Consider the following 17,350-nt stretch of genomic DNA (forward strand, 5'->3'; position numbering starts at 1 on the left):
ATTTAAATCAAGTAGTCGGTGATGCTTGCTCGTTATTTTTTCTTTTCTTTTTTAACTGTTTTTTGAAGAACGTTGCAATAAATATAAGTGGAATATAACTGATCGCCAAGTAAAAACCAATTTTATTCGTGTAATTATTGAGCAAGTTGATTTTTAATCGGGTATCTAAAAAGATGCATGAAACCAAAATAATGGCTAATAAAACAATAAGTGTTACATGCTGACGAATGTTCAACATTAATTTTGCTACCCGGCTCGAGCACCATATTGCAAGTGTAATATTGGGAAGGATCACAAGGCACCACATGGATACGAACACAAAGTCAAAGCGCTCCACAAATGACACTTGTACGATTTTCACCATAGAAAGCGTTGCCCATATATTTCTGGCCAACTGTTCTTGACTAAAGAAAGCAAACGAGAACAGCGTAACCAGTAAATACATCATAAAGGTAAAGATATTAGCATGATGCGCAAATTTTTGAGAGCGTTTTGCGTTTTTTATAAATGGATAAAAAACGAGCAGCGTCTCAAATCCGAGGTAACTGAGCATCATGTTTTTCGTTGCTGATAAATAATCTTTAAGGTTTTCATCAAATACAGGCAACAGATTAGAAAAATGAGTGAACTCTAGTGGATAAACCAACAAAAGGATTAATCCTAATGGAATGACGACTCCTAAGAAACAGATTCCTGCAACTGTTCGAAAACCTGAAGAAACGACGTAATATGTTAATAAGAGAAAGACAACAGCGATTTTCCAAGTACTTAAGGTAGGAAACATCCATACTTGTATCACTTCGATATACGTTCTTAAAACAGTAATGGACCATAATAGAAAGTAAAGTAAAAGAGCGAGATTAAACATGTTACCAAGAAGCCCGCCAAACAAAGATTTATGGATGGTCACGATATCTCCGTCACCATTGTCAAGCACATAATAGATCATCCATATAAGTATATGTACAAAAGCGGCTGCGATAATGACCGAGATCCAAGAATCATAACCAGCATATTTTGCAATGATTCTCTGATAACCTAGAACTCCAACACCAACTTGTTCAGAATGCACAAGGAAAAAGACAAGAAAGGGAGACACGAGAAAAGCTTCTTTAATTTTTTGCATGACGATTTCCCTTCCTTTCCGCTGAAATGCTTATAAATCTTGTTTTAGCATTCCCAACAGAAAAGTCTTTAACCCATAAATAGCCAAAAAAGCTAACTCTTGAAAAGGGATTATCCCTTCTGAGTTAGCTTTCATTCTTCTACCCTGTAAATACTTCACCATCAGGATAACGAATATTATCTTTTGATTGTTTAGCAAGACTAAACGCCAATGTTAATGGACCTAACTTTCCGAAAACCATCACAGCACAGATGACTGCTTTTCCAATAACAGTTAGATCTGGGGTAAGCCCCATACTTAACCCTACCGTACCAAAAGCAGAAATGACTTCAAATACGATCATCATAAAAGAGGTGTCTTTCTGGACATATGTGATAATAAACAATGCTGCAAAAATAAACAAAATGGAAATGGTTGTGATAGCAAGTGCTCTATACACGACTGCATTTCTAATGGTTCGTTTCATAATAACCGTATCTTCTTTGCCTTTCAAAAATGCTGCAACAGTAAAAAGAATAACTACAAATGTTGTCAGCTTAATTCCTCCACCTGTTGAAGTACTCCCTGCTCCAACAAACATTAAAAGAATCATTAACAAAGATGTATCAGGATTTATCGCAGTCATATCGATAGAGTTAAACCCTGCTGTTCTTGGAGAAACACCTTGGAAGTAAGAAGCCCAAAATTGCTCAATACCTGAAAGCATACCGATTGTTTTAGGATTATTAAATTCAAATAAGTAAAAAAGTAAAATAGAAATCACATTGATGATTACTGTGGAAATAAGCATGACTTTCGTATGGAGGGAAAGGGTTTTCCATCTTCGGCTTACCCACATATCAACCAACACAGTAAAACCAATCCCACCGGTAATAAACAAGAACGATATGACGAGGTTCATTGTCGGATCTCCCACATATCCCATTAACCCATCAGACCAAAGCGAGAATCCTGCGTTATTGTACGCTGATATTACGTGAAATATGCTATAGTATATTCCTTTATAAAATCCTAAATCAGGTATAAGCCTTACCGAAAGAACAATAGTAGCAACCATTTGTATACTGATCGAAAACAAAAATAAGTTTCGTACTAACCTAATTACCCCGCCGATCGACGGTTGGTTTAATGCCTCTTGCATAAGAACCCTTTGCTTAATGGATATTTTCCTGCCCATCATAATGACGACTAAGGAAGCAAAGGACATAACGCCGAGTCCTCCAACTTGAATCAAAAACAGAATTACAATTTCACCAAACAAGGTAAATGTAGATCCTGGATCAACCGTAGCAAGTCCTGTTACGGTTGCAGCAGATGTTGCGATAAAGAAGGCATCTATCCATGATAGAGCTTTTTCATGAGCAATTGGCAGCTTCAATAAACAAGTACCTACGAAAATAAGAAATAAGAACAGCAATGCTAAAAATTGAGGAGGACTCAATTTTATTGGATTGTGCAGAAATCGTTTACGATTTTTCACATGCAGTGCCAAAGCTTACACTCCTTCATCCTCGAAACGATTTAGATCCTCATTTTTCCCAATGACAACCAGAATATCTCCATACTCTAATGAAACGTCTGCAATAGGAGAAACATGTATATCATCTCCACGTTTAATGGCAACAATATTACACCCATATCGCGCACGCACATCTAGATCGGTAAGCGTCTTGTTTACAAGTTTATCTGTTACCCCGATTTCAACAATACTGTGTTCATGTGATAATTCAATAAAATCAATAATTTTTTCTGAAGAAATAAGCTGTGCAACTCTGAGCGCCATGTCACGCTCTGGGTGGATAATGCGGTCTGCACCTAGCTTTTCCAATACTTTATGATGGTAATCATTCTGGGCTTTTACCCACACTTTGTTTACGCCCGCTTCTTTTAAAAGCAAGGTAGTCAAGATACTGGCTTGTATGTCTTCTCCAATCGAAACGATAACATGGTTGAAGTTTCGGATTCCTAGAGATTTCATTACCTTTTCATCTGTTGAATTGGCTTGAACCGCTTGAGTAGCAATCGTTGCAAATTCATTTACTTTTTCCATATCATTATCAATTGCAAGGACATCGTAACCCATAGTGGCAAATTCTCTACAAATGCTGCCCCCGAAGCGACCAAGTCCAATTACGGCAAACTGTTTTTTTTCATTACGATTCTCCCCTTAACTACATGAAGTTTTCCTTCGTTGTCCTCTAGCCTTGCTGGTTAAGAGGTTCTGTAAATCAGTAAAAAAACGCAAAAAAAGACCACACAAAAAAGCGGGTCCGGTTTTTCACCAAATTGACCTCTCCAGTGACATGACGCTTACGGGGTTAGCTGTCGGATTAGGGATTGGAGTATCCCTTTTTGCGTAAAGCAAAATTCACCCCAAAAAATTGGTTCCCCCGTTTCACAGTAGTTTTACCATAAAAACAACTGTAAATTCAGCGATCTAAAGCCTGCTAAATTTTGAATTACATATACTGTAATCCTCCATCTTTTAAATGTCAATCCATTTTTATAGTGTTAACAAATACTTTACATTTTTCCTGAAAATTGAAGAACCAATACTACAATTCCAACGATCCATACATAGATCGCAAACCCTTTTAGCGTGCCGGTTTGCAGAAGTTTAATCATCCATTTCACAGCAATATATCCGAAGATTGCTGATGCTAACGTACCAATCGCAAGCGCTGAAAAAGAAATCGGTGGCTGTGCACCCGTGAAAAGATCTTTTGACTGAAGAACAACCCCACCTGCAATGGATGGGATGGAGAGTAAAAATGAAAAGTACGCTGCTGCTTTTTTATTGATTTTACAAAATAACGCCGCTGCAATTGTGAGACCAGACCGGGAAACTGCCGGAAGAATAGCCGCTCCTTGAAATGTTCCGATCACTAGAGCATCGCGTATTGTAATGTCATCAATTCCTTTGTACCCGTTCCGTTTATAAGAATCAGCCCACCATAACAATAACCCTGTCAGCAAAAACTCCCATCCGACGGTTATCCCTGTTTTAGAGATTTCTTCAAAAAAATCTTTAAAAGCCAGTCCGATTATAGCAGTTGGAATCGTTCCTGCAATGAGCAGGATTCCGATTTTGCTGAACGGTCTTCTTATAACTTCCAAAATCTCTTTTCCATACACAGTCATAACGGCGATCAGTGTTCCAATATGCAGCATACTATCAAGGAACAGTCCGGCTTCTTCCAGCTGAAATACTTGTCTTCCTAAGAGCAAGTGCCCTGTCGAGCTCACAGGTAAAAATTCAGTTAAGCCTTGGACAATACCTAATATTAGGGCCTCGAGCCAATCCATAAAAAAATCCCCCTCTATAAATGGTCTCGTACAACCTATTCTATAAAGGGGTTTTCTATGCTATGTTTTCTAATAGGCGGCGAATCTCTTCGTCAGTTTCGTTTCTGCGGTACTCACGTATTAAGGATACGATCCGTTCTAAAGAACGCCTGAGAACAGACGGGAAAACGACTCTTTCGTTCTTTCCCAAAGCCCTCTTTTATAAAATTCAACCGGGCGAATTTTTGTAGATTCTTCCATGTCTTCTTCGTACTGTCGAACCAAATCATTAACAGAAGACGTATTCAGCAGGAACACATTCACTTCAAAGTTCAGATGGAAACTTCTCATATCCATGTTTGCCGTACCAATCGATGCTGTATCACCATCAATAATGATTACCTTTTGATGCAAAAATCCTTTTTTATACGAATAGATCTCGATTCCTGAGCGTAAAAGTTCTGGATAATAAGAGCGGGTCGCATATTGAGTTAAGAATCCGTCGTTAATTTCCGGAACCATCAACCGAACTTGAACACCTTTTTTGGCAGCCACACGAAGAGCTGTACGAATCGCTTCATTCGGAACGAAATATGGTGTCGCGATCCAGATGGATTTTTCCGCGCAGGAAATTAAAGAATAATAGAGATCACTCATAATCCCAAGCTGCGTATCTGGTCCGCTCGCTACAACGTGAACGGTGCCGTCTCCTTCTGCCGAGTGTGCTGCCGTAAGGTGATCATCTTCTAATAAGTCCTCACCGCATACATACTCCCAATCCATTAGAAAAATAGCATGCAGAACTTGAACAGCTTCTCCTTCCATCACCATATGCGTATCGCGCCAAAAGCCGATATCAGGATCTTCACCTAAATACTCAACACCAACATTGAGGCCGCCAACAAAACCTATTTTTCCATCAATCACAATAATTTTACGGTGATTTCGGAAGTTTAGTTTTTGGTTGAAAAATCCATAACGAACAGGTAAAAATGCTTCTACAAGAACACCAGCCTTTTTCATGCGATCAATATCATGCTGTTGAAGCGATAAGCTACCTATTCCATCATACAAAAATCTGACTTTAACACCTTCGTTTGCTTTTTTTATCAAAAGATCGATAATATCCTTCCCAAGCCGGTCGGAGCGAAAGATGTAATATTGAATGTGTATATATTCCTTCGCCTCTTGTAACCGTGCAATAATCTCAGGAAACGTTTCTTGACCATTCTGTAAAATCTTCGTATCCGTGCGTCTGTTAATACGAGTAAGCGTGATGTGATGAGCATGTTTAGCGAAACATTGCTGATGCCTTTTCAAATCACTAAAATCCGGTTTCTCTTCTTGCTTAGAAACCCTGATCCACTCATCTCTGTCTTTTTTTCTTTTCGATTTAAACAGATGACCTTTTAAGTACAATTGCCCCGAATAAAGGTAAAACATATACCCTACAAAAGGGAACAGAATCAAAACATAAATCCATAGAAGCGTGTGCTGAGCTGTTCTGTTTTCGAGCATTAACGAATAAATCGTGTACAAAATAACTGCAATGTAAAGGAGCCCGAATGCTGCTTTAATAATTACATATCCTTCTGCAAAAAAAACGATGTATAAACAGACGAGTAACAATAGTGTGAGGAAAAATTCCCATATTCGTTTCATGCACTAGCTCCTTTTTCAAATCTTCTCTTTACCTCTTTTATTCCCTTACCCTTGTAAATAAAACAAAAGTACCTCTCTTTTTATACCATTTTTTCTTAGGATTTGCAGATATCATGACAGTTATGAAATTAGTACCGTTTCGATCATTCGAAACGGTTTTTTTGTGTACGCATTGGGTTGATATACAGACGCTTCGGAAATTTGCGGGGCCAATAGGTGGTGAATCTTGAATTGGACAGATTATTGGCTGGATTGGACAGATTAAGTGACCAATCCGACAGATTAAACTTCAAATCGGACAGATCCACTAGTCAATTGGACAAATTAACAATAAAACTGCTCCTATGCACAGACTCCTCTATGGCACTTACTGTCGACTTTTACGAAAATACTGTCCACTTTTTGAGTTTTACTGTCCACTTTCGCTTATTTACTGTCCACTCTGCTATTTTTACTGTCCACTTTAATTTTCCGCAAAAAAAGAAACACATAAAAATACTCCAAAGGTTATCACCACCTCTGGAGTCATTCAACATTATTCAGCTTTCGCTCCATTTTGCTTCCAGTAGTACTCAGCTACGGCATCAGCTACAGCTTCAGCACTTCGGTATAGCTCATCCATGTTGTTGTCGACCCCTCCGAATTCAATGAGAAGTGCATTTTCGGATAGGTCTTGGTTGTAGACACCGTTCCCTGTGGTTTTGTTTTTGCCGATTACCCCACGGCTTAATCCTGGATATTTTTTATCTAAAATCGCATTAATTTCTTGTGCTGCTTTCTGGTTTTTCTCAAAATTAGGATTAGCAGTACCGATTACAAACAGCGTACGTGCATAAGATTTCCCATTTATTTCAGTCGTTGTGGATTTTCCTCTTAGCGAGTCCCGATGCAGATCAAAGATTAGATCTATATCTTGATTGCTCGCCATCGCACTTTGAACGAGCGTACGTGACATCGGGTAACTTTTCCGGTAGTCAGTATTATTTTTCTTCAACAGTTCTGTCATATTGGTATAATCAACAGTCGTTCCAATTCCCCTCGCCTCTAATTCCTCTCCTAGCTTTTTGCCGACCATTGTTATGTTTACTTTCGAATGAATGGCATGATCTGGATTTGTGACTCCTTTTAAGTGAGGCAAAAAGGATTCCCAGCTATGCGAATGATAGATATAGGCGATCTTTTTTCCGCTCGTCGTTTGTCCTGGCGGATTTTGTGGCTCAGTCGGATCTGGATCTTCTAAACGCTCCATGTCTTGAACCTCTGCTTCTTCACCGCTTAACAACAGCTCCATTGGCGGCGGTGACTCGTACGCTAAGTTCGTATAATCTGTTCCTTCCCCAGCGACAATGATCGTGGAATCGTAGAGCGCAAATCCTGGCAGTTCATTTCCTAGCAGACTTCGGATGTCCCCAGGTTTTATGCTTGTTGTAAGCTCGAACAATACACTCGACAATGCGGGCGGTTCACTCTCTTTCGGCAGTTCTTGCGTAAAGTATCTGTTTTCCCAGCCTATGAAATAGACCAGTGCCTCTCCAGAAAACTCCGTTAGCCATTTGTGCATCATTGAAGAACTCAACCTGTATTTGTGCTCAAAAGATGTGATAAAGCTAGTGGCAATCACAATAAATAGCATGGCTCCAGCAAGTAATAAAGGTAACCGTTTCATATTCAATTGCGGGGTAAACATGTATAGCCCTCCACTTCTGTTTGCGTTTCTATCACATCCTATGCACGTAAAAAATTAAATAGAATCAAATCTATGAAAAAATAATAGAGATTACGTTGCTTTTAAAATTGATCTCTATTAGAAAAGTTGGTATAAGTTATTTTGATTTGCCCCCATTGAGAGGTAAGAGGAGAGTGCAAGGTGTGTGCCTAACACCTAAGAAAGTTATCGCCAGTATGGGATAAGAAAGCATGCTACGTGGATCTTAAAAGACGCATGAGCACACATCTTTTTGAATGGTTCTTTTCCTAAAAGTTTGTTGCTTCAGAGGCAATTGGTTCAATTCTCTTCTTTGATAAGTTGATTGGAGTGCAAGGTGCGAGACTCCTGCGGGACAAGCGGTCAGGTGAGACCCTTAAAGGCGCAGAGCGGCAAGGGGCTCACCGCCTGCCCCGCGGAAAGCGAGCAGCCTGGAGCGGAAATCAATCTCTTTTAAGAGCAACAACGAATGCTAAAGAAGCCCTTTATTTTATTTAATATGTTTAAATACTTTTAAGCGCAAAAAAAAACCAGTTACTCAACTGGTTTGTGATGTGAATACAAGCTTATCCGTTTCTGTATGATGATTTCCACTCGCAAGCTTCTCATAAATATCAATAAAAATTCCTAACTCTTCAGGTGACAAATGATTTAGGTAACTGCTTATTGAATCGACTCTTTCATTTTCAGCCTCTCTTAAAATTTCGTGTCCTTCGTCCGTAATCTCTAAATAAACAATTCTACGGTCCATTTCACTACGATAGCGACTTACAAACCCACGCTTGTACAAACGATCCGCACCAACAGTTATCGCACTTGGTTTAACACCCATATAATCAGCCAATTTTGAAACGGTCCATTTATTTCTAATGCATAACGTCTTTAAAAGTACGAATTGTGTTTTCGTTAGTTCCTTTTCAATTGCAATTTCCGGGTGCAAACGCTTTGACACAATATAATGTACTCTTTCCAATCTCTCCACATAGGATTTCAAATCCTTATTCCCCATACTATGAACCTCCAGCCTCTAAGTTGAAATGCGAATATTATACTAACATTATACAAGAATTTTCATAACATTTGAACTATTTTTTACAAATAATGTGCAAATGTGTTGACTATTGGCATAAAATTACATTATGATACATTCAAATAAATTTGAACGTTTCAGGAGTGTTGAACATGCAAGAAATTTACCACATACGTGAAGTAGAACAGCTAAAGGTTATTTCTGACCCGCTTCGCATTAAAATCCTGTGGGAGATATTAGATGAAGCAAAGACTGGAAAAATCCTATCTGACCTTTTAGAAGTACCTGCCCCTAAAATTCACTATCATCTAAAAGAAATGGAACGCGTTGGCTTGATAATGGTTGAACGCACCGAAGAAAAGAACGGCATTGTACAAAAGTTCTACAGACCTGTAGCTCAGTCATTTTCAATAGCTGAAATTTTGCCTGATCAGCGCAATGCAGTAAAAGATGAGCTCTCTGATGCGCTAAAGGAAAACATTCTTGTCTCTCTCGATAAAACTAAATCGATGATTCGCAAGCTGGATCCTGAAGTGCTGGCCTATACAGATTCCCCTCTTAAATTTGGATATAGGCATGTGAAACTGTCTTCTGACCAAGTTAAACAGCTTCATGAAAAAGCAAAAGAAATATCCGAGTTAATCTCAGAGTTTAAAAAAAATGAACGTGAGGATGGCGAGATTTATCATTACTTCATGCTCTCATTTCCTCTAAAAGAAACACCATATCCAGAAGAGGAGCTTGATTGAAATGACACAAGCACTGACAGTACAGGATAAAAATATTGAAGGATCTCTTTTTAAACAGCGTTCTTTTTTGTTCATATGGGCAATCACGATTTGTTCTTCATTTTCCATCGCTATTTTTCAGTTTTCACAAAGCTGGTATGTCGTAAAGACTCTCGACAAAGAAGCGTCGCTCGGGATCGTATTTATCGCAGCGAACGTGCCTCGTATTTTATTTATGGCCATTGGAGGCGTTTTAGCAGACCGAGTCAGCCGAACGAAAATTTTGTTCGTCTCTAATCTCTTAAGAACTGTTTTATTGGTTGGATTGTTGATTATGCTCGCAACAGGACATCTATCCCTCCTCTCTTTTATCATTTTTGGTTTGTTTTTTGGCGCACTTGATGCCTTCGTCTGGCCTGCGAACGGATCTTTATTACCTAATGTCGTTGATCATTCCCAGCTAACACGTGCAAACTCAGTTATTCAAACCACTCAGCAGAGTTCTCTTATTCTTGGACCGATGATTGGCGGGCTACTTGTCGCGAGCAGTGGAGGTTACTTTCTTTCATTTGGGGTTCCTGCATTCATGCTTCTTCTATCTGCTTTTCTTGCCTTCCTGCTCAATGTTCCAGCTTCGGAGAGCTCTAGTTCAAAAAAGTCTGGCATGTGGCAATCCATTAAAGAAGGACTTGATGTGGTAAAGAGTTCTGCTTTTTTAAAAGCACTATTCTTAAGTACGATTTTTCTAAATGTTTTCGTTGTCGGTCCTTTAATGATGGGTCTGCCGATCTTTGTGAAAAATGTTCTCGACGGCAGCGCATTAGATTTCAGCTTTATTGAAGGGTCCATGGCTGCCGGCATGCTTATCAGTTCAGTGATCATCGGAATTTTAAACATTAAGAAAAGGCGAGGTCTTATGGTAACTCTCTCGCTTTTCACCATGAACGTTTTCTTTTTCTTGTTTAGTCAGAGTTCCTCTCTTTACGCTTGCATGTTCGCGATCTTTTTTATTGGAATCACATTCCCTGCTACAAACATTCCGCTCATTTCAGCGGTACAGTCTTCTGTAGATAAAAAACTGCTTGGCCGTTTGATGGGACTGCTTACGATGGCAAGTATGGGTCTCGCCCCATTATCTCTTGCAGCAACATCCATATTGATTTCATACGGTTTCACCATCGATAAGATTATGGCTGGCGGTGCACTCTCTTTAATTCTTGTAAATGTTTTAATCATGTGGAAACTTCCTGCTTTAAGAAAAATGGAATAGGTGGTGGATTGGATGAAGGTATTAATCATTGGCGGTACACGTTTTTTAGGGAAACATTTAGCAGGTTCCTTTAAAAGGAACAGCCATGAGGTTACTTTGTTTCATAGAGGGAAAACAGCAGAAAAAGGCAGTCAGGAAAATATTCAGGAAATCATTGGTGACAGAGATGAGGACTTATCGTTACTCCAGAAGCACTCTTGGGATGTTGTTGTTGATACATGCGGGTACTTCCCGAAACAAGTTCGTAAAACCGCTGAAGCTCTCCACAAAAACGCGAAATCTTACATTTTTGTTTCCTCTGTTTCCGTTTATGAAGATCAATCCGTACGATATCTTACGGAAGAAGCAAAGACTGCTGACCTTGCGGATCCTGATATAACCGAAATTGGTGAAAATTATGGAGCTCTTAAAGCAGCATGTGAACAAGAAGTGATTAAAGTTTTTCAGAATCAGGCTTTAGTTATTCGCCCTGGATTAATTGTCGGGCCTAACGATTATACTGATCGGTTTACGTATTGGCCGGATCGAGGTGTTCAAGGCGGAGAAATCTTGATCCCAGATATGAATGATCCTACAGTTCGATTCATCGATGTACGCGATTTAGCGAATTGGATTGTTTTGATGGCTGAAAATGAAGAGAGCGGTACTTTTCAAGCTGTTGGAGGAAGGTACAATTTTAATGAGTTTATGAAGAAATGCATAACGAATCACGCAAATTCTAGAATTATTCCTGTTTCTGAATCGTTCTTATTAAAAGAAAAGGTTGGCGAGTGGATGGAAATCCCCCTCTGGATCGCGAGTGATGAATATAGAGGGTTAGATTATGCGGATGACTCTAAGGCGATAAACAAAGGACTTATTTTCCGCCCTGTAGAAGAAACCATCCAAGATACAGCAGAATGGTCACAAGCTAGAAACCTAAAACCTGATGAGTGGAGAGCTGGGCTGCATCCAGATAAAGAAAAACAATTGCTGCAGAAATGGAAAGATCAAGTGAAAGAATAAAACTCCATTTTTTTCGCATCTTCAACTAAAAATACATGAATGCCCATGGCACTTGTCCATACCATTTGTCCCCTAGAGACATATAGTAGGATTGTGAGATACAAAATCTCTCCTGTCGGCAAGAGGCCGGCAGAGCAATTCCCTACCCCCCATTTCTTCATCATGCGTTCGGTTTTCTTTACCATAATCCTATCAATAGGATTATGGCTTTTTTTTATCTCGGAAAACGTTTTTGTTCATCTTTAAAATGAAAATATTTGTTTAAGTGTTCAGGAAGCTCCCCTTTTTGGAAGACAAACTGAATGTCTGATAGTGGAATTTCTAATCGCGACAATGATGGATATAAAGGCAAGATCTCCTTTGGTTCATACGATTGCTGATAACTTGTAATAGCCTCATTTGTTTCTTTTTCAACGGATTGACGGTATACATGTATTTCTTGAATCTGCTGAACCATCATCAAATATTCCGCTTTTAACCGCTCTAGCTGAGTAATTTTCTTCTCCATACTGTTTTTTGCAGTCTCAAGTTCTCTGTCACGGGAAGAATAGACCGTTTTTAGATATTCAGACAATCTGTCATCACGATTGTCTTTTAAATCGTCCAAATGCTCCATGGCGTTTCGTTCTTTTTCCATAGCTAAAAGATACTTATTCTTTGCTTCAGTCAGATCATCCATAGTAATTTTTGAATTCCTAACACCATAAGCGTTTAGCAATTCTTCATATTCATTAGAAGACCATTCTTTTTGTTTATGTAGTTGCTGCCACTTTTCTTGCGCACGTGCTATATCGATATCGTATTCTTTTTTCATTTGTTTAAAATGGTTTAATTCCGGATACATGACAATCTCCCTTCGAGTTTCAACATTAATAGTATTCGGGAAGGTTTTAGGTTTAACGTCTCGAATGATTAAACAACTGTTTATATTGATTTAAGGCCTACCTTATTAGAAAGAAGGATAAAACATGAAGATTATTGCCATACGACATTGTAAAGCGGCTGGTCAGGAAAACATTGCTCCTCTCACTGCTGAAGGGGAACAGCAAGCTAGAGAATTGGCTGCCTTTTTAGAGGGTCAGCACTTTGATTGTATCATCTCGAGTCCTTTTAAAAGAGCTATAGACACCATTAAACCATTTGCAGAGTTAAATGAACGATCTATACAGGTAGATGAACGACTAGCTGAACGAATCCTTTCTTGTGAAGATGATCCAAATTGGCGTTCAAATCTAGAACGTACATATATAGATGAGCATTTAAAGTTCCCTGGTGGTGAGTCCACATACGAAGCAAAAGAAAGAATTACTTCCTTCATTAATGACCTGCAAACTAAATCTTATCAATCAGTACTGATTGTCACACACGGAAATCTGTTAAGTCTTATGATTAATTTGTACCAGCCTTCATTTGGCTTTAAAGAATGGGAGCTATTATCAAACCCAGATGTTTATCTAATTGACGTGTCATTAAAAGATGTATCCAAGTTGTGGGCGCATTAAACTGGTAGTTAATTCCAAACCCCCAACCCTCCTACAGAAGTCCCGAAACATGTACACGTAAGATAATTTATTAGGAGGGGAAACATCTTATGAAAAAATTAGTAGTAGCATCAGTATTAGGCGCTTCCCTATTCGGCGCAAACGCAGGAATCTCAGAAGCGGCATCTACATGCCCATTTGCTTCTTCAAATAATAATCAGCCACAACAGCAGCAACAAATTCAAGCTGCTCCGGCACCAGCACCACAACAACAACAACAACAAGCAGCTCCAGCACCAGCTCCACAGCAAGAGCAAACAAAAGCTCCAGCAGAGGAAGCACCAAAAGCTGAAGCAGGTGCAGAACTTACTGCACAAGAGCAACAAATGCTTGATTTAGTAAACCAAGAACGTGAAAAACAAGGTTTACCAGCATTAAAAGCTGACCCAGAATTAACAAAAGTTGCTCGCGTAAAAGCAAAAGACATGATCGACAACAACTATTTCGACCACAACTCACCAAAATACGGTTCTCCATTTGATATGTTGAAGCAATTTGGTGTTGAATATAAAACAGCTGGTGAAAACCTAGCAGGAAACTCTTCTGTTGAAGGTGCTCACACTAGCCTAATGAACTCTCAAGGTCACCGTGAAAACATCCTTAAGTCTGACTACACAAACGTTGGTATTGGTGTAGTTGACGGTGGACAATATGGTAAAATGTTCGTTCAAATGTTCAAAGGATAATAACGACAAAAAGCTTTCCCAAATCGGGAAAGCTTTTTTTATTGGCTCTAAAGCAAGTGGCTTTAAACGAAAAATGCATCTTAATCATTGTACAGAAACGGGTTGTTATATGTACCTGGTGAGGCATTCAACTCATCCAATCCAGAAGTTTCAGCCCGCAATCCAGAAATTTCTGCTGTTTATCCACGAGATTTGGTCCTCAATCCAAAAGTTTTTGCCATTTATCCGCGAGTCTACAATACTCGACAAATTCCACACGGCCGAACAACTTAAAATCCGAAATCGACTACTTTAAAAAAACAGCATTTTATTTAACCGGAATCGTAATCATAAAGGTGGTGCCTTTTCCCTTCTTACTCTTCACATCTAGCTTTCCGTTATGATGCTTAATAATATTGGTGCTTACCATCATCCCAAGCCCCGTACCCTCTTCTTTTGTTGTAAAGAAAGGCTTTCCAATTTTTTTAAGAACGACTTCATCCATACCGCACCCATAGTCACGTACTTGAATTTGAATGTTGTTCTTATCATCAGACAGCCTCAGGCTTACTTTTACGCAATCTCCAATTGAAGATGCTTCGATCGCGTTTTTCACAAAATTTATAAACACTTGTTTAAGCTGCATAGAGTCACAAAAAACAAGCGGCATCTGATCCTCAAGCTCTGTTTTTATTTCGATATTTTTCATAATAGCCTGTGTGTTCAATAAATCAACTGTATCTTTAATGATATCGGTAATACAGGCCATTTTAAAGTTTTGGGAATTACTTTTTGAAAGGACGAGAAACTCTTTAATGATATGCTCTATTCGATCCACTTCGGACAAGATAATCGATAAATATTGGTTAAATTCATTGGTTTGATTTTGAATAAGCTGAACAAAACCTTTCAACGATGTCAAAGGATTTCGAATTTCATGTGCTACGCCAGCTGCGAGCTCCCCTACAACATTTAACGCTTCAGCTTTTAATAATTTTTGTTCTGTTAGCTTTTGGTCTGTTACATCCTTTAAAATGGTTACATGCAGATGGTCTACTATATCTTTTTGACAGGAGTATTCAATTTCTCTTACAAAACCTTCAGGAGTTCGATAGCGAAACTCTCCTGTAATCTTTTTTCCATGCAAAACTTCTTCCCATTTTTTTCTGATTGCTGCTCTGCCATTTCTCACAAAAAATTCTTCAGCACTTCTTCCGATGAGTTCCTCTTTAGAAAGCTGCAGAAGCTCACATGCACGGTCATTGACTTCTGCGATCTCCATATTCGATCGGCACAAAACAATTGCTTCTAGCGCATGGTTAAACAATTGTTTAAACTTTTTCAAATTTTGGTCCTGCGTCATCTCTGAATCAGTAGTTGATGTCATGTAAGATGTACCCACAACCTGCTGTACATCGTGATTTTTTCCTATTACCGGATATATGGTTGTACGTATTGACCTTACACCTAAATTAATATCTGCGGTTTGTGTCTTACCTGAAAAAGCTTTTTCCAATTGATCTGTCCATTCAGCGATTAATTCTTTTGAATAAAGTTCTTTTAAACTGGTTCCTGGCAGGGGTTTTACCGAAACTCCAAGTCCGTCAAGCATGGATCCCGCAGAATATGTAAACTTATAGTCACCTTCACCATCTCTTTTCAGTCCAAACAGATGGATCGGGCAATGGGAAAGTGTGTTATGAAAATCGGCAATACGTTTTATTTCAACTTCTTCATATTGCTTGTTCATTAAGTAGTCCCCTTCTTCTTACAGAATCAAAATCGGTTGCTTGGGCTGTTACGTCAATTAAACAACCTATCCTTTTTTTCGCTAATATTTTTATTTCGACAAATTTATAGCTTTTCCCTATTGGTCGACTTTCCCATTTTTTCAAATTGCTGATACAGGTCTTTTGAATTACTTTCTGAAGTAAAAGGTTTTCACCTGAAATTAAAAACAATAAAAAACCTTTGAGAAATTTCTACAAAGGCTTTAAAACAATACTTACCTATTCATCTTGATTATTTCTGCTTTCATAAATTCATAATCCATAGGACCTATATGGAAGTTTGTGATGTTTCCATTTTCGTCGATAAAGTAGCTTGTCGGAATCGAAACAGCTCGATATTTTTTTCCTGTCGTATTCTTTTCATCAAGCGGAATCGGAAATGAAAGATCATATTTCTCGACAAATTCGCCCACTTTTTCTTTTTTTGTTTCAGCATACGCTAGATTTACTGCGAGAATTTCTACGTTCTTATCCTTGTAATCACTATAAAACTTTTGCATCTCTGGCATTTCCTCTCTGCAAGGAGGACACCACGTTGCCCAAAAGTTTAAGATCACCTTTTTACCGCGGTAATCGTTTAATTGAATTTGTTTTCCATCCAGCGTTTTTAATGAAAAATTAGGCGCTTTACTTCCTGGTTTAAGTCCTGTATCTTCATCCGTTGTGTTTTCCACTGTTTCGGGCTCTTCCTTTTCCTCTTGAGCCGAATAAAAAGCAAGACCGATCAATCCCGCAAATATAAGCATGATCACAATCGATTTTATCTTCACTGTTTAATCCTCATTTCACGTTGATTCACTTTTTTTATTATAGAGGATTTCTATATCTAACTGCAAAGTAACGTAACAAAAAAGCTATTGTTGCCTTAAAAGAGGTAATTTCCTCAGGCATCTGCTCGCCTTTCTCAAGACGTTCGTGAGCGTGCCATTAGCCTTTATAAAAGACTAAAAAACAACAACTTATGTTTAAGCTGTTGTTCTCCGGGATTTTATAAGTTAGAAGCCATTACAATAGTGCCTTTAGGTTTTTTGCTGTTTGGAGTAGGTTCATGAGAGATCGCCACAGCATCCCACTGATGTTCACCTTCAAACGTTACAGGAAAAACAACTGCACCATTGCCATTTTCGTCAGGTGTAAATGTTCCAGCTCTGTATTGTTTATCTCCTTCAATCAGCCAAACTTGATACGTTTCAGTTCCTTTAACTTGGGTTAAGTTGTGGGTGTGAACGACAAGTTTCATGGTCTCATTTTCTTGTACCATTGAAGCGACGCCTGTTGACTTTGTTTTTTCTGAAGCTAGCTGTACAGTCTTGAATGTTTTATTGATCTGTTCTTGAATGACTTGCTCATTTTTGTTGTTCTCATTATATAAATAAGCGTTCGTGCCTAAGGATAATAGAAGTCCAGCGGCTAGAACCCCAGTCATCCATGTTTGTGGTTTTCTGTTATAAGCAGGTGTGATTTCCTTTCTAGGGCCATCAGTCTGGATGCTTAGTTTAGGCTTATTTGACATTAAATCTTGATCCGCGGTTACATTTGCTAA

17 protein-coding genes and 1 riboswitch are annotated in these 17,350 nt (G+C 38.7%); of the genes, 6 read left to right on the forward strand and 11 right to left on the reverse strand.

The features are described from left to right. Positions 1–7 precede the first annotated feature (7 nt). From P8610_RS16350 to spoIIP, 6 genes are all read right to left on the reverse strand, one after another. Positions 8–1,126 (reverse strand): GerAB/ArcD/ProY family transporter, encoded by a 1,119-nt coding sequence (locus P8610_RS16350; RefSeq protein ID WP_394605280.1) that lies wholly within the window; start codon positions 1,124–1,126, stop codon positions 8–10. A gap of 139 nt (positions 1,127–1,265) precedes the next feature. After that, positions 1,266–2,618: a TrkH family potassium uptake protein gene (locus P8610_RS16355; RefSeq protein WP_394605281.1), complete on the reverse strand. Its 1,353-nt coding sequence runs from the start codon at positions 2,616–2,618 to the stop codon at positions 1,266–1,268. Between the two features lie 3 nt (positions 2,619–2,621). Beyond that, complete coding sequence (locus tag P8610_RS16360; RefSeq protein ID WP_394605298.1) at positions 2,622–3,257, reverse strand: potassium channel family protein; 636 nt, start codon at positions 3,255–3,257, stop codon at positions 2,622–2,624. Between the two features lie 160 nt (positions 3,258–3,417). Further along, positions 3,418–3,571, reverse strand: a riboswitch (cyclic di-AMP (ydaO/yuaA leader). 78 nt (positions 3,572–3,649) lie between these two features. Then, a complete protein-coding gene (locus P8610_RS16365) occupies positions 3,650–4,432 on the reverse strand; it encodes an undecaprenyl-diphosphate phosphatase (protein WP_394605282.1) in 783 nt (260 codons plus the stop codon). 138 nt (positions 4,433–4,570) lie between these two features. Next, positions 4,571–6,073, reverse strand: a complete 1,503-nt coding sequence (gene cls, locus P8610_RS16370; RefSeq protein WP_289496822.1) for a cardiolipin synthase — start codon at positions 6,071–6,073, stop codon at positions 4,571–4,573. A gap of 535 nt (positions 6,074–6,608) precedes the next feature. Then, entirely contained in the window at positions 6,609–7,760 is a 1,152-nt protein-coding gene (gene spoIIP, locus P8610_RS16375) for a stage II sporulation protein P (RefSeq protein WP_394605283.1), read from the reverse strand. A gap of 348 nt (positions 7,761–8,108) precedes the next feature. Here spoIIP and P8610_RS16380 point away from each other — a divergent pair, with 348 nt between their 5' ends. Further along, a complete protein-coding gene (locus tag P8610_RS16380; protein WP_394605284.1) occupies positions 8,109–8,276 on the forward strand; it encodes a hypothetical protein in 168 nt (55 codons plus the stop codon). Between the two features lie 40 nt (positions 8,277–8,316). Here the strand turns inward: P8610_RS16380 and P8610_RS16385 are convergent, their stop codons facing one another. After that, positions 8,317–8,787 (reverse strand): MarR family winged helix-turn-helix transcriptional regulator, encoded by a 471-nt coding sequence (locus tag P8610_RS16385; protein ID WP_394605285.1) that lies wholly within the window; start codon positions 8,785–8,787, stop codon positions 8,317–8,319. Between the two features lie 173 nt (positions 8,788–8,960). Here P8610_RS16385 and P8610_RS16390 point away from each other — a divergent pair, with 173 nt between their 5' ends. From P8610_RS16390 to P8610_RS16400, 3 genes are read left to right on the forward strand one after another with little or no spacing between them, the layout of a single operon-like run. Continuing rightward, positions 8,961–9,557, forward strand: a complete 597-nt coding sequence (locus tag P8610_RS16390; protein WP_394605286.1) for an ArsR/SmtB family transcription factor — start codon at positions 8,961–8,963, stop codon at positions 9,555–9,557. A gap of 1 nt (position 9,558) precedes the next feature. Continuing rightward, on the forward strand, positions 9,559–10,806 hold the full coding sequence (locus P8610_RS16395; RefSeq protein ID WP_394605287.1) for an MFS transporter: 1,248 nt from the start codon (positions 9,559–9,561) through the stop codon (positions 10,804–10,806). A gap of 12 nt (positions 10,807–10,818) precedes the next feature. Next, on the forward strand, positions 10,819–11,811 hold the full coding sequence (locus P8610_RS16400) for an NAD-dependent epimerase/dehydratase family protein (protein ID WP_394605289.1): 993 nt from the start codon (positions 10,819–10,821) through the stop codon (positions 11,809–11,811). Between the two features lie 214 nt (positions 11,812–12,025). On the opposite strand, the gene P8610_RS16405 is transcribed toward P8610_RS16400, so the two are convergent. After that, on the reverse strand, positions 12,026–12,655 hold the full coding sequence (locus P8610_RS16405) for a hypothetical protein (RefSeq protein ID WP_394605290.1): 630 nt from the start codon (positions 12,653–12,655) through the stop codon (positions 12,026–12,028). A 124-nt stretch (positions 12,656–12,779) separates the two neighbouring features. On the opposite strand from P8610_RS16405, the gene P8610_RS16410 reads away from it, so the two are divergent. Beyond that, a complete protein-coding gene (locus tag P8610_RS16410) occupies positions 12,780–13,313 on the forward strand; it encodes a histidine phosphatase family protein (RefSeq protein ID WP_394605291.1) in 534 nt (177 codons plus the stop codon). An 89-nt stretch (positions 13,314–13,402) separates the two neighbouring features. Beyond that, positions 13,403–14,038, forward strand: a complete 636-nt coding sequence (locus P8610_RS16415; protein ID WP_394605292.1) for a CAP domain-containing protein — start codon at positions 13,403–13,405, stop codon at positions 14,036–14,038. Between the two features lie 307 nt (positions 14,039–14,345). On the opposite strand, the gene P8610_RS16420 is transcribed toward P8610_RS16415, so the two are convergent. The 3 genes from P8610_RS16420 to P8610_RS16430 form a co-directional block, all read right to left on the reverse strand. Continuing rightward, positions 14,346–15,767 carry an ATP-binding protein gene (locus P8610_RS16420; protein WP_394605293.1) on the reverse strand — a complete coding sequence of 474 codons (1,422 nt, stop codon included), beginning with the start codon at positions 15,765–15,767 and terminating at the stop codon, positions 14,346–14,348. Between the two features lie 255 nt (positions 15,768–16,022). Then, on the reverse strand, positions 16,023–16,577 hold the full coding sequence (locus tag P8610_RS16425) for a TlpA disulfide reductase family protein (protein WP_394605294.1): 555 nt from the start codon (positions 16,575–16,577) through the stop codon (positions 16,023–16,025). A gap of 218 nt (positions 16,578–16,795) precedes the next feature. Then, a partial coding sequence (locus P8610_RS16430) for an anti-sigma factor (protein WP_394605295.1) occupies positions 16,796–17,350 on the reverse strand: 555 nt, incomplete at its 5' end.

Source organism: Fictibacillus sp. UD (assembly GCF_043558025.1).
Taxonomy (GTDB): domain Bacteria; phylum Bacillota; class Bacilli; order Bacillales; family Fictibacillaceae; genus Fictibacillus.